Below are 19,648 nucleotides of genomic sequence, written 5' to 3'. Positions count from 1 at the left end.
TTACGAGGAGATTCTCATGAGATTCCGCAACCTAGGATTGACGACCAAGATTACGGTTACGACCCTCGTTCCTATACTACTGGTCATAATTTTGTCCACGGTTGGGGTGTTTGCTCTCAGAGACCTCCTAAAGCTGGTGAACCAGGTTGAACAATCCTATAAAACCTTAATGCTGTCTATGAAGGTTCAGGAATACGCTCACGATATGAAATCCGGCCTGGAAGGTTTCTTGCTCACTCGAAAGGAAAGCTCCCTGGAACCCTATAGACAGGCCGAAAAGGACTATGGAAAGTCTTTTCAGCAGCTTCGAGCGCAAATTATTTCAGGCGCCCAAAAAGCTACTATCGACGAAGCTCATGCACATCTCGAGAGGTGGAAAAAAGAAGCGGCGGAGCCTTCCATTAAATCCCGTAAAATGGTGAAGGGACACGATGATTGGGAAAAGTTTGATGACGCAATACACAACTTCAGGAAAAAAGAGACTTTGACACTTGCCGAGCAGGAGGCTGCCGGACACGCCGGTGAGGCATGGACCGAAAAAATAATGATTCTTGGGACAGTTTTTCTTATCCTGTTAACTTTCCCGCTCTGTTACCTGTTGGCCAGGTCTCTGGCCAAACCACTCGCACAGGCTGTGGCTCTCGCTGAAGGTATCGCAAGGGGGGATCTTTCCCGGACCTTAATCGTGACGACGAAGGACGAAATAGGCAAACTGGGTGACGCTCTAAACCACATGGTCATCTCCTTGAAAGAGCAAACATCCAAGACTTTAGAAGGAGCCAGCGTTCTGGCTTCTTCCGCTGCGGAGATTTCCACCAGTGTCGCGGAATTGGCTTCAACCGCCACTGAAACCTCCTCGGCTGTCACAGAAACGGTCACAACGGTTGAAGAACTGCAACAGACAGCGAGATTATCGAGCGAGAAGGCCCGAAAGGTCGCCGAAGGAGCCCACCAGGCGGCTCAGATTTCTGATAACGGGGAAAAGGCCATCGAAGATACGGTCCAAAAGATCACTACGATCAAGACGGAAATGGAGTCCATAGGTGAGACCGTTCAGAGGCTTAGTGAACAGAGCCAGTCAGTTGAGGATATTGTTAATTCCGTTCGTGATCTTGCGGATCAATCCAACCTGCTTGCTGTAAACGCTTCAATCGAAGCTGCTAAGGCAGGAGAACAGGGCAAGGGGTTCGCCGTTGTGGCCGCTGAGATAAAGATCCTGGCAGACAGGTCCAGGGAGGCTACAGAACAGATTAGGTCTATTCTTGAAGATACTAGAAAATGGATAGCCGCCGTTGTAATGGCCACTGAGCAAGGATCTAAGGCTGTAGCTAGCGGCGTAAAGCAATCCAGACTCGCCGGGGATTCAATTCGTTCCCTTTGCAAGAGTGTATTGGAATCAGCGGAGTCAGCCACCATAATCCAGGCATCCAATGAACAGCAAGCAGTTGGTGTAGAGCAGGTTTCAAACGCCATGGCCTATATAGACCAGGCTGTCCGACAAAATGTAACCGGCGCGACCCAACTTGAAGACGCTGCTCGGCAGATTTCCGACTTGGGAAATTCCCTCAAGGAACTCGTTGAACGTTATAAAATGTGATCTCGCGCTACAAAAGCTTTCTAGCGTTTGCAATTTCTCGCATGTTCTAATCTCATGGGCCCGAAAATCCCGCTTTTGCCAGTCTCAGCGGCTTTATCTTCTCGATTTGAAGATCTCGGAATGGCGCCGGTGATCTTGCCAATTAGCCAGGTAGAGTTTCGCAAGTTCCGCTGATTTGATTATCAGGACGTTCTCCGCATTTTGTTCATCCGCCGCACGGGTAAAGTTAAATGAGCCGGTGACAACGGTGTCGCTGTCAATAATCATTATTTTGTTGTGGGCAATATTGTGCGCCTGGTCAACGTAAGTCCGGATACCCGAATTGGCCAGAAAAGTTGCGGACGAGTAATTGTCCGTCAGGTGGATCTTATCAAGAATGACCTCGACATTTACGCCTCTTTTTCGCGCTTTCAAAAGGGCCTTGGCAATCCGGGACGATGTGAATGAATAAGCCTGGACAAGTATCTGGGTCTTGGCGGAGTCAATTGCCCTGATAATCGATCTTGAACATTGGCCCTCCGGACTGAAACATACAACCGTTGGAGCGTTGGTCAGAGTCAACTCCTCGCAAAAGCCATGACCAAAAGCGGTCGCCACAAGGAGGAGTGAAACAAACAATGATCTGGAGATTCTTGGGATAGTCATGATGCGCACCGAACAGTTTTGTACTTACAATGTCATTATACCAGCCAATCCCTTTTGAAAACATCAGGAACATCGCACATCCCGAAATTGGTTTTGCTGGATTAGTAGTAAGTATTGTGAGTTGGTCAATCTTTTCAGTCAGTTCACCTTGAGTCGTACCAGGACGGCCCCCCATCCTCCGGCTTCTTCAGGAGCCTGAACGAACCTTTCGACACAAGGATGTCTTTTTAGAATTGAGTAAACTCGGTTTCGGAGAATCCCCTTACCTTTTCCATGAATGATTCTTATATCGATGATGCCGGAGTCCAGACACCCCTGGATATAGTCCTGAAGGAGATCACCCAACTCACGAGGCAAAAAGGTGTGAAGGTCCAGGACTCCATCTATCGGAAGTTCGATTGGTACCTCTATTGTTGGATCTATGTCATCGTGACTATTCATTTCAATTTCTTTTCATGAAACAACTGGTTTGTAATACATCAGAGAGCGAGCAAAACGCCTTGTTTTCTCCTCCAGAAGGGCCATCTCATCAGTGCCCAGGGGCTTGAAATCTGACGCGAAAGCCACATTCTCCTCCAATTGTTTGATGTTGTCACATCCAATAACAACAGCGCTGACCGCCTTGGAAAGAGCGTAGTAAAGGAAAGGCCTCATGGATTCATACCACGGAAGTTGGTTTGCAATGCCCCTGAAGTAAACCTTCATTCCTATAATTCCCATATTCTTTTCCACGGCCGTCGGAATCACGCTGTCGATGAAACTGTTGTAAAAATGTTCAGCGGAATTTACAGGAATCAGGACTGTGTCAAAGTTGAAAAGTTCGAAACATTTTCGGAGAATTTCAGGATCCTGGTGTCCAGTAACTCCTATGAATCGAACCATGCCCCTTTTCTTTGCTTCTACAAACGCTTCAATCGCTCCACCAGGACCGAATATAGCTGCGATATCTTCTTCAGTGCGAACATCGTGGACCTGCCAGAGGTCGAGATAGTCGGTTTTCATATTTGATAGAGTTTCAACGAGGTGGTCTTGAGCGCCCTTCCTGGTCCTCGCATGAGATTTACTTGTCAGGAAAATGTCTTTTCGTCTGTCCGCAAGCGCCAAGCCATAATAAATTTCACTACCCGAATATGCCCTCGCCGATTCAAGATAGTTGATTCCAAGATCAATTGCGTGATTGATCAGTCTGGCAGCCTGAAGATCATATCCAAAAGTCCGCAGTATTCCTTCACCTCCAAGACCAATTATACTGACTTCTTCGCCTGTACTGCCGAGTTTTCTTTTGGGAATGGTCATGACATTACCGCCTCTTGTCTGAAATGGACCATTGCTGTTGTTTTGCAAAACTGTGGGGCATGGTCAAGAGCAACACTTGGGGGGATTCGTCAGGTTAAATACACAGACAGAGACTGTCTATAGCCACCATGCAATCATCGGTAGGATGCCGTGCCACTATGACAATCGCTACAATTGGTACGAGAAATACAGCGCAATATTCTTACCCTGAATGTAACGTCTGACATCAACTGATGTCTGATACGTCACAAGGAGAGGGACAATCGGCTTGTTTATAAGGGGTTCCAGGATTTTCAGAGTTTGAAGGAATTGATCCACATCCCTTTTCTTAAGTTGGCTCTTCGCCTCGCCAATAATTTCAACTGGTTTGCCACTCCTAAGTCCGTGGCCCCAAATGTTAAGTTCCACATACTTCTTTGGCCCTATTTCGATGTAATCCCTGACAAGCGTGCCTTCAGTGTCAATGGAGAAATCCCGTTTCAACAGGGATGGTAGGGACTTCATTGCCTCATCTTCAAGCCTGTAACCAACCGTGTGGGATAGTCCGCCGATTTCTTGTTTCATGTCCTGCATGGTTACCTTCATGCGTTTCATCTCTCCCACAAGGTCTTCAACCTTATGTTCAAGCCGGGAGACATTTGCCGTTAGCTCATCCATGCGTTTGGCCAAGGCGCCAACACGCTGAGTTAGCTCATCCATGCGAATGGCCAAAGTGTCAACACGCTGAGTTAGCTCATCCATGCGAATGGCCAAAGTGTCAACACGCTTGGTCAGATCACTAACGCGTTCGGCCAGTTCCCTAACAATTTCCTTCAGTTCATTGAACTCAGTCTTGGTTACTGAATTCTTCAGTTCTTCATAGACAGACCCGATCACATCCACTATTTTTTCAGCGGCCGTGGGATCCATAGTCTGTTTGAGGTCATTGAAAATTTTCAGGGTGTTGATCATGGAAGTATTCCGTTGTCAGGGTCAGTAATTCTCTTATTAGTTTAACAGTCGGCCTCTTGCAGGTCAATAACTGCCCGTTATTTCGACTCGCGATTACGATGCTAGTCTGCGGTCCTGAAATAGGTCCATGCACCTTGTACTAAACATTAACCATAAACTCAATCTCGTAAAAAATAGCGTCTGTTGAAAGGAATTTCCGACTGCCGTCGGAGAAGCTCGAGTTCGAGTTGCCTTCTTTCCAGTGATTCAATATTTTTCTTGCATGGAGACCATATGTTCTCTATAATATAAACATGACTGTAACCGAACGACAAAAACAAATCCTGGATTTCATCACCCTATTCCAAAAACACGAAGGTTTTTCACCGTCTTTAAGGGAGATATGCAAAGGCGTAGGCCTTGTTTCTCATGGAAGTCTTGTCAAGCATATCCGCTCATTGGAATCGCAAGGCCTGATTAAGGGAATGCCGGGTAAAAAGAGAGCCTGGAAACTAGTTGATTCACAATCAAGAATAATCCCTTCGATACCCATTCTAGGGAGAATAGCCGCAGGGAATCCTATATTGGCTCAAGAAGACAAGGAAGAACAGTTACCGATAAACCCCTCATTTTTCGGTTCATCCGAAGCTTTCGCTCTCAGAGTCAAAGGCGACTCAATGATTGAAGCTCACATACAGGACGGAGATCTTGCAATAATTCGACCTCAGCAGGAAGCGGAGAATGGTTCTATCGTGGCGGTTATTGTTGAGGCGATTGAACCCGAAGCCACTTTGAAAATTCTCAGAATCAGTAGAGAGGCAATAGAATTACTGCCGGCGAATAAACTTTATGAACCATTAATTTTTAGAGGGAAAGATCGTTCCAATATAAAGGTTTTAGGAAAACTAGTCGGGGTTATACGAGCCAAGCCATAACAAGCTTGCCACTCTCGGTCCAGATCGAACTAATCGATTAAACAAACTAATCATAACAGCATGATCATGTTTTCATGAAGATGGATACCTTTGTACATCTTGAAGTACTTAGCGCTTTCTCATTTCTTTGGGGAACATTCACCCCTGAAGATTTGGTTGAGACTGTTGCGTCAATGGGACAAAAGACTGTCGCTCTTACCGATTACACCCTGCATGGGGCTGTTAGGTTCTATAAGGCGGCAGTCAGAATTGGAATTCAACCAATTATAGGAGCCAAACTTCCGATTTGGGATGGATCTCGGATAACTTTTCTGGCGACAAACTTTGAAGCCTACAGGAACCTTTGCTGTCTTGTGTCGGCTACTGCGAATTCGGGAATCATTACAAAACAGGATTTATGCCACTATTCAAAAGGGCTGGTTTGTATAGCCGGTGGACGAGATTCCAGGATTAATACGGCTCTGAAAAGAGGGATATCCGACCAGGCTGAGTTTGGTTTGCTGGAATTAAAGTCAGCCCTAAACAACCCTGAGTGGCTTTTTCTGGCTATTCAGAATAATGACGATCAATTATTGGAAAAAACGATAAACTTTGCCTCATCAGTAAATATCCCGACGGTGGCTACCAATGAAGTCTCTTTTCTGAGACGTGAAGATTATATTCTCCACCGCATATTGGTCGATATTCAGATCAAACATCATCACCGAAAAATTACCCCACTACCGAATGACAGTTTCTTTTTAGCCTCCGGCGCAGAAATGGAAAATCGAATTGGCTATTATCAATCAATTAAAAATACTAAATATGTCGCTTCACTATGTAAATCCTTTTCTCTACCTATCGGAAAACTCCATCCACCATCTATTCAAGACCCTCACAAGGCCTCGGAAAATCTTACCAAACTGTGTTTCAAGGGACTGAGCAAGTTTTATTCTTCTGTTGGTATAGACTATTTCCGCCGTCTTGATCAGGAATTGGAAGCTGTGAATAAAACCCGATTGGCCGATTTCTTTCTTCTTGTCAGAAACGTAGTTGACTTTGCCCATTCTGGGAATATCCGGCACAGCGTTCGAGGCTCAGCCGCGGGCAGCTTGATAGTTTATCTACTCCTGGGAGGGGTTGATCCTGTAGCTAATGATTTGTTGTTTGAACGCTTCATAAATGACGGCCGTGGTGACATGCCGGACATTGACATTGACTTTGATTCCGAACGCAGGGACGAGGTCATCAACTATGTCCTTGGGCTATTTCCAAGACAAACGGCGATGGTTTGCACAATCCACAAATTCAAGTGCCGGAGCGCCGTGCGTTTGGCCGCAAGAGCAATGGGTTACCCTCTGAATGAAATAAACCGCCTTGCTTCATGCCTTCCCTGGTCGCTTAGAGGTCGTGACCTGAAGTTATCCCTGGAGCAATTGCCGGAATTAAGGAGCGCTCCAATCCAGAAAGAAACACAGCTTGTGGATTTGGCGTCAAAACTGACCGGTATTCCTTTTCAGACCTCAGTTCATTTAGGCGGGATAATAATAGCGCCGGGTGACATAAAAGCATGGACCCCGGTAGGTAAATCGCCAAAAGACGTTCCGGTAAGTCAACTGGATAAGGACGATGTTGAAGCTTTGGGTCTTCTCAAACTGGACATACTCGGCTTGCGTATGCATACCGCGATTAGAAAAGCTTTGGAAATATTGGATGAAAAAAGAATCAATCTGGATCTTGATCGCATTCCGCTTAACGACAAGAGGACTTATTCACTGCTTCGCAGTACTCACAGTGTCGGTGTTTTTCAACTTGAATCTCCTGGACAACGGAGTCTTTTGGGATGTCTTCAACCAGTAGAATTTAAGGATCTGGTAGCGGAAGTTTCTCTTTTTAGGCCCGGCCCTGTTGAAGGAGATATGGTTAGTGTTTACATTCGAAGGCGAAATAAAGAGGAGCCTGTGCCATTTTTACACGAGACTATTTCAGAAGTCTTGAAAGAGACCTACGGTGTAATCCTTTTCCAGGAACAGGTCTTAAGGATCGCCCATTTTTTTGCCGGTTTGTCCTATGCCGAAGCCGACGCTTTCCGTAGGGCCATGACCAAAGACCGCAAATCCCGGAAAATGGAACTTCTCAAACAAAGCTTTATTGAAGGCGCAATAGATCAGGGACATAGCAAATCTCTCGCAGAGGAAGTTTTCACTCAAGTTTCCGCTTTCGCATCATACGGATTTTGTAAAGCCCATGCTGCTTCATTCGCCCACATTACCTACCAAAGCGCTTACCTGAAAGCTCATTATCCACAGGCGTTCTATCTTGGACTGCTCAACGCCGGACAGGTGGGCTCATATCCGCATTCAGTAGTAATAAACGAAGCAAGGAGAAGGGGCATAAGAATATACGCGCCACATGTTAATTCCAGCAGCGCTGAATATGTGTCCGAAAGAACGGGGATAAGGGTTCCATTGGATGTGATAAACGGGGTTGGACCCGCCATGGCCCGCCGTATTCGAGCCAATCGCGAGAGATTTGGACCATTCAGGAATCGTGAGGAATTTCTGACTCGTGTCCCAACACCTAAACGCATAGAGGATATTCTATCTATTGCAGGGGCTTTTGAAGGCCTCGAAAATTACGAATGGGAGCTGATCCAGGAAGCTTATAATGCATGACCAGACCAAACACATAAATGAGACTGACAGAACGCTGGCTTATAACGAAGCCATATCCATGAAAGTTTTCTGTCATGCGCATCCATTGTCTATCCTTAGACCAATTCTGGCTCAACAGAATATCGTCAGGGCGACTGATTTGCGACGTTTACCATCAGGCTCCATTGTGCGGGTCATCGGCCTGCTTGTGATTGTCCATACTCCACCAACCAAATCAGGAAAAAGGGTAATGTTTCTTACAATGGAGGACGAAACCGGTCTTATTGATGTGGTGGTTTTCCCAAAAGCCCAGAATGGATTTGCGCGAACTATACTTACCAGTCAGGTTCTCGCTGTCGAGGGTAAATTGCAAAAACAGGGGGCTAAAGGAATATCAATATCAATTGTCATGTGGAAAGCTCTTAAAAACTGGAGCGGCCGGTTGGATAAATTTCTAAGAATGAAGGTTTACTAGTCCGCGGTCAGTCGCCAATGTCTATAATTTGGTCATTATATAATTAATACAATACATTAGGATAGAATTGTCACCACCTGTTGACAACAAATATTATCTCTGCGAGTTATCTTCTATCGGAGCGATATTCGTATAGATCAGTAAATTACAGGGGGTGTAAAATGGTTGACGACACATCGTGATTAAGTAGTTCGATAAAGTCTCGCCTGACATGGTCTATAACCCGTTTTGAAACCGCTGCGCAATATGGGGGATATCTTTTCTAAATGTTCCAGCGAATCACAGACAGAAATCTCTAACAAGGGGGGATAACATCATGGAAGCTATAATTCAAAGATTGAGAGAGGAAAAGGCCTGTATAGAAAAAGATTCTTTTAAAAATGGTAAAACCGAAGGCCAAGGTTGGGCCAATTCAGCGTCTTATTCCGACTTCATTTACGCAGTGAAATTCGACTACACATACCAGGACCATTGGGTGACTTCTTCGATTCTGAATGACAATGTGATAGGGGAATATTTCAGAGACGCTTTTGAAGAGGATCATCTTATGGGCGTTAAACCGCACGACCCATGTCTCAACTATTATGCCGCGTCATGGGTCAAGGGTTGGTTTGATGGAGTTCGTGACATCTGGTCTACAGTTGTAGACAAGATTTAACCCTTACATTTTGCCGGTAGCCACCATCATAGGTGGCTCCGGCGCCATCCATTCAACCTAAATAGAATTGTCACATCTTTTCTGTCTTATCTATGTTTTTCCATAGACATGCAGCTTTTTCTGAGGTATTGAAAATGGATGACTATTCATTTTTTTGCGACCGTTGGTACCGCTTCTCCAGTCATCTAATTACGCAGGTCCGTCATGATGAAGAAAAAGAAGAAAAAATCACAGCCATTGAGAGAACAACAGGGTTTTAAAGATCAAATAAGAAAACTTCTCGCCCAAATGCCCTCAGAACAGGCCGTATTGAAAGAAATGCTGGAAGACATAGTCAAAGGACAAACAGATAACCCTGAAAAGAAAGATGAGTAATCGAATATGCCCAGGAAACGTTCGGCAATCGATCCTGACCGACTCCCCGACTCTTCGCTATTCGTAACTCGCGAAGAGTTCAATCAGTGCATGGCTTCTTTACAAGAGCAAATTCTGTTGCTCAAAAATCAACATTTGAATGACCCCCTGCCTCTCCCGGACGCTCCAAGGCCTCGTATTTTCCACAAGAAAAAAGAGGGGAAACGGGAGAAACTGGCGACAACCGTCGACGCCAACCTGTTTGAATTGGTGAAGCAACGACAACAGGCCGGTCAACAATTAAGTCATATTATTGATAGCTGTATCTGGCACTTTTTCGGAAGGCCAAAACTCTCATTCCAATCCGACGATAACGATTGAATCGTAATTTTCGGTAAAGGGCTTGGCAAGATCGAGGAATACCTCAATATTCTGGATAGGCTTATTTAAAGAGCCTGTTGCAATAGTCCGCTTAATCACTGAAAACCAGACCTTTGGAAGAAGTTCACATGAAAAGACTATTTTCACTAATTGCGATCAGCTTTTTGTTGGTGACTGAAACAGCCATTTGTCCTTTTATCGTATACTCTGGCGAAGGGGTTGAATCAATGGGAACACAAACAAAGCAGACTCAAGGAGTCGATGCGAAGAGGTCCCTAAAAGCGCTTTTTCATCTTGATTGGGATCAGGAAGAAAGACTTTCGTTAGCACTGGCAAACATAAAGAATCTTTTCAAGGAGATTCCGGCGCAGCAGTGTGAGATCAGTGTTGTCGCTAACGGCGCCGCTGTTAAACTGTTTAAAAAAGATAACGTATCCCGCCACGCCGACACAATCGAGGAACTTCACAGGCTGGGAGTTAGATTCAAAATGTGCAGGAATGCGTTGGCCAATAATCACATCGACAAACAGGACTTGATTGATGTCTGCGAGATAGTTCCAGCAGGGATATTGGAAATAATTGACTTACAAAGAATGGGATTTGCGTACGTAAAGCCGTGATCTGTTGATTCAATGCTTTCGCCGGTTCTGAGCGCAAGGCGGAAAAGAAGATTGACCTACTTGACGCTGCAAAATTGCTACTCGATTTGAATTTGCCTGGCGCACATCTCGCCGAACAGATTGAAGAGCTTGGATTAAGGGCTGCGGAGCTTGCCCGCGAACTCCTGGTACCTTACCATCGCATGACGGAGACTCTAAAAGGTCGTCTTCAATAACCGGCGACACTTACTATAATGAAGACCAAGCCACCTCAGACATTCAATTCGGGAATGTAAAATCTTTTGAATCTATGAACTCCTTTTTCGCTGATCTCATAGCATAAGGATAGCCAGGCCCAATGCTTTCAAAATTGAGCCAAATGTTGAAACAATTTTTCCAGTTATTTTGTTTTATCATGCTTCGATCCTTGATTAGGCCACATATTGGGCGTATATTAGGGGTATGCTTCGAGGAGGCTCCAATCGCATGGCAAAAAGAAAGATCAATATTACTATGGATCAAGACCTTATCGAATATGCGAAGATTTACGCTACAAGACAAAGAACAACGGTCTCGGAAATCTTTACACAGTTCATACTCAATCTGAAGCGGGTCAATGAAGACGATCCAATGAAAATTTTCCTCGATGATCCAGGATTCAGAGATAGCCTCATGGCGACCATGGTGAAGATCCAATCCGGCGCAACGAAGTGGTCCAGTTACGATGAGGTCTTCTGATGGTCGCCTTGTTCAGCGACGACTTTCTTGAATCGCTGAAAAAACATGCTGCCTTAAAGAACGCGGTTCAGAAGAAAATGGACATTATTCTTGCTAATCCGATTGCAATCGGCGAACCACTGAGGTCAGATTTTAGGGGATATTACAGCGATCCGGTGAAGACAAACCTTCTCATCATTTACCTCTACTGTATGATTTGTAGACGAAGAGGGTATGACAAGATTGTCCGTTGTCATGATTGTTCAGATTGCTATGACGAAACGGTCAAGTTCGTAGAGCTTGGCCCTCACGATCATGGCGACGAAAAATGATAGGATTGCTCGTAATATTGGCGCCTCATGACCGACAAGTCGCGTTTCAATAACGGGTCACAGAAAGGCGTTGCAAACGCTGCTATAAGTCGGGTTTTCCTGGTCCTGGTCTCTAAATGCTTTTAAAGCCAACCACAGAAAAGAGGAACGTAATGAGCTATATTGAGGAAAATATTATGAAGGGAGAGAATATAGTTTATCGTTGCAAGCTGCATTTTGTAATTTTTCTCTGGGCAGCAATTTGGTTTATCGTTGCCATAATATTTTCTCAGGGCGGTAGCGCAGTTGGCTATCTTTTCATTGTTATTGCAATAGCCACGGGTATTTCTTCGTTCATTAACTACTCGACATCCGAATTCGGAATAACAAACAAACGCCTCCTTGTAAAGGTTGGCTTCATCCGTAGAAATTCCATTGAGATACTGCTAAACAAGGTTGAAGGTATTCAGGTCAGTCAAGGCCTTTTGGGCAGAATTCTGGGGTTCGGTTCAATCATGGTAATTGGCACAGGCGGCACAAGATATCCTTTTCATAATATAGACGCGCCTTTTGAGTTTAGGAAACAGGCTCAAGAACAAATTGCAGCCGTTCAAGATTCAAAATAATACTGAGGTTATAAAATGTTACCGCCAGGTTGAAACTGCTTTCAGGCCGCAGCCGAAAAGTTGATCGGAATTGATACGGATCTCCTGGCGGCTAATGTCTCAGCATTTGAATCAGATTACTCAGGCCGCAAATAAGAAAATGAGTAATTGACGCTCATGGAGTCTTTTTCCAGCTAAGGCTTTACTCGTTTCCACGTATTGAGAATGTACCCAGTCCCCGCTTTGGTGGCGAACTCTTTGGGTGTTGTAACTCCGCTCGGGTCGAAAGCAAATTTGTACTCATCGTTTCCGGTGAACTCGTAAATAGCTTTTATAGACTTACCAGCGCTTGGTCCAGTCTTACGAATGAAGATAAATTCTTTTGGGCTTTTCGTAGGGTCTATTTTTACGATATCAAATAAAATCGTTTCCTTGCTTTGATGGGGAGATGTGATCTGCCCATGCTGCCCCTGATGAGTTATTTTATTCTTACTCACCTCCTCGTCTGCCAGCTTCTTTCCATCCTTTTCCCCAGATACTAAAATCCAGGATCCCTGAAATTTGTTCAGTTCCGGGTCGACATTTTCCGCCAAGACCGCGGAGACAAATGGAGATACCACACAGCACAAAGCCAGGAGTCCAACGGCAAGCAATTTAGTGTTCGTGCGCATTATTCATTTTCCTTTCGAGATTAAGAATAAAAGATGAAATCCCTTCTATTAACTCCAATTGGCGCAAATAACCGACTTTACGAGGACTTTGGACAGTGATTGTCTAAAGTCCAGTCCTTACATCTTAGGCTCTTTAGCTGGTTTACCAGGTTTACTAGATGGCTTGGCGCATTCCTTTTCCTTGGCTTTTTGCGCCTCTTCTTTGGTCTTGAATGGTCCTGCTATGGTCGCAGGTGTTTTTTCTTTTGCCTTGATAACCTTGCAAACACCGTTTTTGTCCTTGATTACAAAGTAGTTATCCCCCGCGGCAAAAGCGGCTACAGTTGTCAGGACAAAAATCATGGCTACGAAAAAACCAATTAAACGCCTAGCCTGCATTACGCCCTCCGATGAATGAGAATTTATTTATAATAGTATTGATACGGTTTCGCGAAATGCAACATGCACGCTCATCGATTGTTTATGAAATCCTTTGGGTATAACATCGAGTCACCGTTCGACAAAAATTGGAGAATGGGCGCGGTAAAAGATGAGATGGCTCTGTTATGCAACGCTAACCCTTGTTTTTACGATGGGATTGACTTTGCAGTCTGATGCTCAAGCTTACAAGATCGAACCTATAGGACATGTGGTCAGGAATGCCGGGAAGGTAAAGATTGAGATCTTATCTCAGTACAAAGACGCTTTACTAGGACTCAGTGAGTTCTCTCATCTTCTTGTTTTCTATTGGTTCAACCAGAACGACTCGCCGGAAAAAAGAGCCATACTGAGGGTCCACCCGAGAGGAAACAAAGAAATCCCCATTACCGGTGTCTTTGCTACACGTTCCCCAGTTCGGCCAAATCTCATTGGATTGACGGTATGCAAAATAAAATCCATAGATGATTGTATAATCACAGTTGATGACATAGACGCCTTTGATGGCACACCCATAATTGATCTCAAGCCTTACAGACCCAGCGATTGCGTTCCTGACGCGTCTGTTCCAGATTGGGCCAACGGCATTGACAAAGACAAAAAGCATTAGCGCCAAATATCGGCAACTCGCCGTAACCTTACTTACGTGAACCCTTTCCAGTGCAAGTGACTCTATATGAGCGCTACAGTTGAAACCTTTGATCTAGTGAAATTCTCACCTAATCCCGGCTTGGTTAAGAAGCGTGGCGATTTTAAACCGAGCCATGAATGTGTCGATCCGATCTCGAAGATCTTGATCCTCTAACTCAGATGGGGTAACTCTCATTGTGGGGCGGCCTCCTGTGCGATCTTTGTTTGCCAATACTTGGAAACAATTGGACGTCCTCTCACGAGCCTATTCTATCGTTTTAGTTAGCTTTTTACCCGCTTTATCAACTGCGAAAGTTGAGCATACAACAAATGAAAGACTAATGGCTGGATTGCGACCGTTAGGAAAGAATGTCCTTTTTCATCTGCTCAAATTCTTCTTTGGTTATCTCGCCTTTCACATACCGTCTTTTCAAGATATCCAGGGCGCTCTCCGAACTTGGACGGTCTTGGTTTTGCCAAGGCGGTCACTTGCAAACACTTCAAATGTAGCCGGGGACAGGCGGGATTTCCTGGAGCGGTAAGGCTACAAATACAAAGAGAGCCAAAGGTTGTCTGCAACAAGGGGGGGAAACTGTCACAGATCCTCTAAACTCTCTATGTTTAAAATACCACATTCTGCCCGAACCGTAAAGGGCCGCGCTTCAATCCTAATCAAGGGGGTCAAGATGACCTCGACCAGCTATTAAATTAACGCTTCTGATGAAGAACTTAAAGCTAGACACGCAGCTTTGGGGGCCGGGCTCGAAAATAGAGCACTGACGCCTGTTATAGGTTGGAGGTTTTCATTGAACGAGGCTCCCGCGCAACAGGGGTGTCACTTGGAGAGCCTGTTAGATGTCAGTTTTAGTCATGCGTTGAAGTATTGCCTGGACGTGGTCGCGACGGTCGCTGAATTCGATAAGAGGAGTAACTCGCGTATCAGAGAGTGCCCACAAGGGGAGGCTCGAAACGATCAGGTCAAGCTGCTGGGTAGTCTCCACATCCGCAATGAAGCGGAGCGCTATGCGTCCGACTGCTGGTCCGCCTGCCACTATGAGGCCTTGTTGAGCAAGCTGTTCGGCCTTGTCCAATGTCGGGAAAATAATGTTTTCGATGAAGGAGCGAACGGTGTCTTCGGTAAACGGCTGGCCTGTCTTGACATGGTCAAGCTCGACTAGGAATTTCATGGCGGGCCCGGTATCCTTTTTTTTGGAATTCGTAAATAACGCCGAACTCATGTTTAGATGGTTTCCTGCCCGACGTCAATTACATTTGAAGGATGGACTGTTAGTCAGATATCGACACCTTAGCCGGTTATCACTGGGATCCAGCTTTTCAGTTGGTAAGTGGCTTCAATGTTGACGACACGATTGTCGACAAATACCGCGATGCCCATATTATACGGGCGCTGAATAATGACATCATCATGGTGCAGCGACCCACAAAAATCCCGCGAAAAGAAATTTTCCCACTTCCGTCTTGTCGTGGTTGCGATGGACAATGTCGTTGGTTGGTGCTTGACTCCGTGGTATTAAGAGCCTTAAAAATTCTGTGGAACTAATTGTATGTCAAATCTCAAAGTTGAGAGGATTTTCCAAACACTGCAGTTTATAGGTATGATGTGCGGAATAGATCCTCAAGACACGCCTTCTCTAGTCCAGGCCTGCGAGAAGGGTCATTTCCAGACAGCAAAGTTTCTTATCTGTGAGCATAGTGACGTAAATGCCGTTAACGAGAGGGGCGAGACGGCATTGATCGTGTCGGCCAAGAAGGGTTGCACCAAGCTCGTGGAACTACTCCTGAAAAATGGAGCAGACGTGAGCTTGACGGACAAGTCTGGCAAAACAGCCTTGATCTGGGCAGTGGAGAAAAACTTACACGACGTTAAAGAAGCCCTCGCAGCTACACAGTCAAGAAAGTAGTATCACATTCCCATAGTAATATATGATCGCAAGACATGTTTGAGCCTGAGTATAAGCCCCGGTGCAATAGTGTCCCTCTAAAGCGGCCGAATTTTTCAGTTGCGGCGGTATAAAAGAGTAGCGCTTTGACGTTGAGTCGTCTCCTGGGAAATGCCCTCGATTCTTGGTAATCTTCCTTAGTCTCATATTCAGACTTTCAATAGCGTTGGTAGTGTAAATTATTCTGCAGATATCCCCGGGGAAAACGAAGAAAGGGATGACGTTTTCCCAGTTTCTCAAACGCTAGGATGTTCAACTGTCCAAAACCGTTACCATTTCTCGCTGGTTATGGAGCATCTTACAATATCCACAACTCTTTCAGCCTGATATAAACTCTTCTGCCGCATTCTTTATGATCCTAGACCGCACATCTTTGATCCACTTAATCCGCATTATTTCCTCACGGCTAGATTGAATAATGTCTCCAACCTTGGGGAATTCCGGTTGCACTCTTGCCTTCAGTCTATCGCTAATCGATAGTGCTGATAACGGCTCCTCCAACAACGGCCCTATTATAGATCCACCTGCAATCTTGCTCCCACACTGTGAGCAAAACTTTGCATTTGGATCCACTTCCGCTGAGCAAATTGGGCACTTGTCTGATGTCTCTCTAAGTTGGTAAAGATATTCTTCAATCTTGTTGTCTTCACTGCTAAATTCTCGGTAGTCTGTCCGACTTAAAGCATTTATAGCATCAGATATGGATTTGGAAGGGAATGCCTTTTCAGCAAAAAGAAGGCATAGGTGAACCATGTATCTTAAGCCAGTTTTTCTCTGAGCAATCTTAACCGTCCCTTGAGCTGATAACAGTCCAGAATAGCAGAGAATATCCAAAGCCAGCTTAAGGTTGGGTGACATATCCCGTTGTATAGTAAAGTAAGCAGATTGATATTTGGAGACTTTCGTCTTGAAGTTCTTATTCTTAATCTCGGGAATTATATAACCTCTCAACAGGTCGAGTCCTACTCGTACATGGTGACCATATTTAGGCAATCTCTTTGACAGGTTCAAATGGTAGGGTAAAAGCTCCTGATCTACAAATTCCTGTGTTGCGAGCAGGAGCGCTGTATCAGAGTAGCCTTTATCTTTCGTGCGTATGAGTAGATGAAAAAAGGCTCTTGGGTTGCCAGTGGACAAGTCTATGCACTGATCCAGCAAGTGCCCTTTACTAAACAGCCTCTTCCGGATCTGCCCAGTTTTGGGAATACGTTTATAGAGCATGTCCCGAAACAGAGACCTGTTTTCTCGCCTACCAACTTGGCCAGTATCAAACCTATCCATTGAGATGACAATGGCATCCTGGCCAATTTCAAAATTACGTCCGTACGAAGTAATCGTTGGGTAAACAGCGGCTTTAACTGCGATTCGTCCACCATGCAACAACTTGAAAATCTCGAAGAAGATCTCCTGCTGCGAAGGAATAAATGTGTGAGCAGCCTCATCGAAGAGGATTACAAGCCTTTCTATTCCAAAGGCTTCAATTATTTCTTTCAGTGTCTCAAGCACAAAGGGAACATCGTTAAGTCTATCCAGGAAAGAAGTCCCTATTTGCTCAATGATGAGCCCCTTGTCTGGCGATATTGCAAGCTTTTGAAGCAAATGAATCTTTTCTTTGAATGCGGATTGAATGCCTTGAGCTGACCGGATGCCAAAGACTACATAGTACGGATCCTGGACATCTGAATGGCCAACTAGATCAAGCAATATGAGCTTTTCGTAAATCGCTTGTAGGATCTTTGCTCCAACCCATATCTGAAAGGCATCACGCTTTTCTGCTTTTACTCCCTCTAGGAGAGTACTCGTTTTGAAATTGACATAAACTGCTAGTTTCTTGGAGGAGGGAAAATCAGAATCCATTTCTACCTCTGCTTGGCGCATTAGCATTGACTTCCCGACCCCGCGCGAACCCTGCAGCAAATGGGCACCGGTCCACTTCAGCGTTTCAACAGTCTTCTTTTCAAAATTGCCCAAGACAGTCAATTTGGATATCTGATCATATAATAGATCTTCTGATCGTGCTGAGTGCAATAACTCAATGTCGGGAGAGGGCATAGACATAGATTATATATCCCTATATCATTGTGTTTATAGCTGGTATCTTCTGTGACATTTCGATGTAATAATTAGGAAACCTCTTGTGGAAAAGCTGCAGTAGTATTGTCTGTACCCTGCCAATCAAATCGAGATTACATTTCCAATCTTCGGGGTTATAGACAAATCGATCGGGCAATTTTGACTCATGCGTCGAGATTTTTCCGTGAATCGTATTGCTCAAGGTTCTGTACAGTCGTCTTGCCTCACTACAGTCAAACAGATTATCCTCGGTACACGGTGAGTTCAATGACGAAAGGAAGCTCTTGTAGCATTTTTTTGAAAGATGCTCCAACATGTCATTGAAGTTGAGATCAGAATCGTCATCCTTCCAGCCCCAGAAGGCATGTGGAAGATCCCAAAGGTAGACTATCGCTACGCCAAGCTCAAACGCTCTCCGCAGGACGCTCTGAGCTGGTCTATCAAGAGCGCATCCTGTGAAATAGACAGACAGTATCAAATCAGAGAACACTTCATGAAAAATCGGGGCAATTTCGCTTTGATTTGGTTGCAATCCTTCCGCTTCTGAGGCTATTTGACCAATAGCTGCAATCGCCCTCGCCTTTACGTCAATTTCTCTACAATCCATATGTCCTTGTGCCAAAAAAGTCTTCAGATTCTCGCCAAACTTCGAATCCAGTTCTGTCAAAATTTGCATATGAAAACCTCTTTGTCCCGTCTACACAGGGTTAGGGCTCATGTCGTGTGGAAAAGCGCGTATATGCATGAGTCATACTTTGGCCGGTTCGACTTGGAACATATGATCCTGGTTGAAAAGCCCCGAATAAGAATGATACATGACGGATGAACCAGAAACTCTGCTCAGTAATAGAGTCAAAATCAGTCCGTAAGATAACCAGAGGTGGACGCAGGAACTGAAATGGAAAAAAACAAAATGCGAAACCTAGTTTCGGCGACGGTAGAGAAAAAGCAACTGCGACAACTGACGGGAAACTATGTAGATGCATTAACAGATCCCGACGCAAACTGAAAAACCGAGACAAGGCCCAGCCAGCTCAGCGTCTCTCTTTTCAAGAATTTGATCGAGCAATATCAGTTTTGGTGAAAGTAACGCTTGTCGTCGTCAATCAAAGTCACAATGTTAACACAAAGTTATACAATAATTTCTCGTGTGTAAAGCAATAATCCTGTGAGCCTAATAACCTTGTTGTCTGAAAATGAAAATAATTTCTTAGAAATAAAGCCTGTTCAGCGACAATTACCTTTGTGCATCATTCGGAGAGTAATCATCTGTTACAGATGTCCTTCCCAGAACCATCCCCGATTTCAACAACTTCCAGCCGTGCAGACATGACCGTCTGCAGTATAAACACTCGTCATATCAAACAGTTAAAATTGATGCTTGCCGCCGTTCAGATGAAATGCGACCACCATCCCATTTCTCGGAAACATTGGGGGGAAAGCTTAACGGCTAAAGGAGGTGTTTCATGGAAAGACCCAATGTAAGTTGAACGACCCGTAGACGCCTTAAAAGCTAGAGGAGAAGGTTGAGACACGAATTGATTCCGGTAGAGGAAGACCTAGAGACTTCAGGTTATTGACTGACACCTTGGAGCGGTATCCGTTGGTTAGCGGTAAAACGATGTCACGGAAACAGAAAGAGGCAAGAAAACAATATGGGAATATATCTCTAATCTCTCAAGCCTAATCCAGGTCGCGTGCCTATATCCGAGCCGACTCAATACGGAGGCTAGGCCAAACAGCCTGCCACCGTTGTCACA

At 44.9% G+C, this 19,648-nt stretch carries 22 protein-coding genes and 1 pseudogene; 14 read left to right on the top strand and 9 right to left on the bottom strand.

Annotation, left to right across the window (positions count from 1 at the left end; all coding sequences use genetic code 11):
• Nucleotides 1-16: 16 nt before the first annotated feature.
• The gene (locus WC647_10235; protein MFA6222676.1) at nt 17-1,597 is read left to right on the top strand and encodes a methyl-accepting chemotaxis protein; all 1,581 of its coding nucleotides are present in this window, start codon (nt 17-19) and stop codon (nt 1,595-1,597) included.
• Between the two features lie 93 nt (nt 1,598-1,690).
• Here the strand turns inward: WC647_10235 and WC647_10230 are convergent, their stop codons facing one another.
• From WC647_10230 to WC647_10215, 4 genes are all read right to left on the bottom strand, one after another.
• Complete coding sequence (locus tag WC647_10230) at nt 1,691-2,242, bottom strand: phospholipase D family protein (GenBank protein MFA6222675.1); 552 nt, start codon at nt 2,240-2,242, stop codon at nt 1,691-1,693.
• Between the two features lie 138 nt (nt 2,243-2,380).
• Entirely contained in the window at nt 2,381-2,683 is a 303-nt protein-coding gene (locus WC647_10225; GenBank protein MFA6222674.1) for a Smr/MutS family protein, read from the bottom strand.
• A gap of 12 nt (nt 2,684-2,695) precedes the next feature.
• Entirely contained in the window at nt 2,696-3,538 is an 843-nt protein-coding gene (locus tag WC647_10220; GenBank protein MFA6222673.1) for an aldo/keto reductase, read from the bottom strand.
• A 168-nt stretch (nt 3,539-3,706) separates the two neighbouring features.
• A complete protein-coding gene (locus WC647_10215; GenBank protein ID MFA6222672.1) occupies nt 3,707-4,489 on the bottom strand; it encodes a hypothetical protein in 783 nt (260 codons plus the stop codon).
• Between the two features lie 293 nt (nt 4,490-4,782).
• On the opposite strand from WC647_10215, the gene lexA reads away from it, so the two are divergent.
• The 10 genes from lexA (at nt 4,783) to WC647_10165 (ending at nt 12,157) form a co-directional block, all read left to right on the top strand.
• Nucleotides 4,783-5,403, top strand: a complete 621-nt coding sequence (gene lexA / locus WC647_10210; GenBank protein MFA6222671.1) for a transcriptional repressor LexA — start codon at nt 4,783-4,785, stop codon at nt 5,401-5,403.
• Between the two features lie 74 nt (nt 5,404-5,477).
• Nucleotides 5,478-8,057, top strand: coding sequence for a DNA polymerase III subunit alpha (locus WC647_10205; protein MFA6222670.1), 2,580 nt, complete (start codon nt 5,478-5,480; stop codon nt 8,055-8,057).
• On the top strand, nt 8,050-8,511 hold the full coding sequence (locus WC647_10200) for an OB-fold nucleic acid binding domain-containing protein (GenBank protein ID MFA6222669.1): 462 nt from the start codon (nt 8,050-8,052) through the stop codon (nt 8,509-8,511). Before WC647_10205 ends, WC647_10200 begins: the two co-directional genes overlap by 8 nt.
• Before the next feature lie 316 nt (nt 8,512-8,827).
• Nucleotides 8,828-9,169: a hypothetical protein gene (locus tag WC647_10195; GenBank protein ID MFA6222668.1), complete on the top strand. Its 342-nt coding sequence runs from the start codon at nt 8,828-8,830 to the stop codon at nt 9,167-9,169.
• Nucleotides 9,170-9,373: 204 nt separating this feature from the next.
• Nucleotides 9,374-9,544, top strand: coding sequence for a hypothetical protein (locus tag WC647_10190; protein MFA6222667.1), 171 nt, complete (start codon nt 9,374-9,376; stop codon nt 9,542-9,544).
• Nucleotides 9,545-9,550: 6 nt separating this feature from the next.
• On the top strand, nt 9,551-9,904 hold the full coding sequence (locus tag WC647_10185) for a hypothetical protein (protein ID MFA6222666.1): 354 nt from the start codon (nt 9,551-9,553) through the stop codon (nt 9,902-9,904).
• Between the two features lie 128 nt (nt 9,905-10,032).
• The gene (locus WC647_10180) at nt 10,033-10,524 is read left to right on the top strand and encodes a DsrE family protein (GenBank protein MFA6222665.1); all 492 of its coding nucleotides are present in this window, start codon (nt 10,033-10,035) and stop codon (nt 10,522-10,524) included.
• 465 nt (nt 10,525-10,989) lie between these two features.
• Nucleotides 10,990-11,241: a DUF6364 family protein gene (locus WC647_10175; GenBank protein ID MFA6222664.1), complete on the top strand. Its 252-nt coding sequence runs from the start codon at nt 10,990-10,992 to the stop codon at nt 11,239-11,241.
• Entirely contained in the window at nt 11,241-11,552 is a 312-nt protein-coding gene (locus tag WC647_10170) for a hypothetical protein (protein MFA6222663.1), read from the top strand. Before WC647_10175 ends, WC647_10170 begins: the two co-directional genes overlap by 1 nt.
• A gap of 152 nt (nt 11,553-11,704) precedes the next feature.
• Entirely contained in the window at nt 11,705-12,157 is a 453-nt protein-coding gene (locus tag WC647_10165; protein MFA6222662.1) for a PH domain-containing protein, read from the top strand.
• Between the two features lie 173 nt (nt 12,158-12,330).
• On the opposite strand, the gene WC647_10160 is transcribed toward WC647_10165, so the two are convergent.
• Nucleotides 12,331-12,807 carry a TIGR03067 domain-containing protein gene (locus WC647_10160; protein ID MFA6222661.1) on the bottom strand — a complete coding sequence of 159 codons (477 nt, stop codon included), beginning with the start codon at nt 12,805-12,807 and terminating at the stop codon, nt 12,331-12,333.
• A 117-nt stretch (nt 12,808-12,924) separates the two neighbouring features.
• Entirely contained in the window at nt 12,925-13,185 is a 261-nt protein-coding gene (locus WC647_10155) for a hypothetical protein (protein ID MFA6222660.1), read from the bottom strand.
• Nucleotides 13,186-13,336: 151 nt separating this feature from the next.
• Here WC647_10155 and tsaA point away from each other — a divergent pair, with 151 nt between their 5' ends.
• The 3 genes from tsaA (at nt 13,337) to WC647_10140 (ending at nt 15,776) form a co-directional block, all read left to right on the top strand.
• Nucleotides 13,337-13,834: a tRNA (N6-threonylcarbamoyladenosine(37)-N6)-methyltransferase TrmO gene (gene tsaA, locus WC647_10150; protein MFA6222659.1), complete on the top strand. Its 498-nt coding sequence runs from the start codon at nt 13,337-13,339 to the stop codon at nt 13,832-13,834.
• 826 nt (nt 13,835-14,660) lie between these two features.
• Nucleotides 14,661-15,032 carry a hypothetical protein gene (locus WC647_10145; GenBank protein MFA6222658.1) on the top strand — a complete coding sequence of 124 codons (372 nt, stop codon included), beginning with the start codon at nt 14,661-14,663 and terminating at the stop codon, nt 15,030-15,032.
• Between the two features lie 387 nt (nt 15,033-15,419).
• The gene (locus WC647_10140) at nt 15,420-15,776 is read left to right on the top strand and encodes an ankyrin repeat domain-containing protein (GenBank protein ID MFA6222657.1); all 357 of its coding nucleotides are present in this window, start codon (nt 15,420-15,422) and stop codon (nt 15,774-15,776) included.
• A gap of 132 nt (nt 15,777-15,908) precedes the next feature.
• Here WC647_10140 and WC647_10135 read toward each other — a convergent pair.
• From WC647_10135 to WC647_10125, 3 genes and pseudogenes are all read right to left on the bottom strand, one after another.
• Nucleotides 15,909-16,052 (bottom strand): annotated as a pseudogene (locus WC647_10135) (transposase).
• Nucleotides 16,053-16,133: 81 nt separating this feature from the next.
• Nucleotides 16,134-17,693, bottom strand: a complete 1,560-nt coding sequence (locus tag WC647_10130; GenBank protein ID MFA6222656.1) for a zinc ribbon domain-containing protein — start codon at nt 17,691-17,693, stop codon at nt 16,134-16,136.
• A 193-nt stretch (nt 17,694-17,886) separates the two neighbouring features.
• On the bottom strand, nt 17,887-18,564 hold the full coding sequence (locus tag WC647_10125) for a hypothetical protein (protein ID MFA6222655.1): 678 nt from the start codon (nt 18,562-18,564) through the stop codon (nt 17,887-17,889).
• Nucleotides 18,565-19,648: the final 1,084 nt, after the last annotated feature.

It is taken from the genome of Desulfomonilaceae bacterium (genome assembly GCA_041662605.1).
GTDB lineage: Bacteria > Desulfobacterota > Desulfomonilia > Desulfomonilales > Desulfomonilaceae > CAJBEZ01.
Note: the sequence above shows the minus strand (reverse complement) of the source record. Positions and strands in the feature narration are given on the sequence as shown.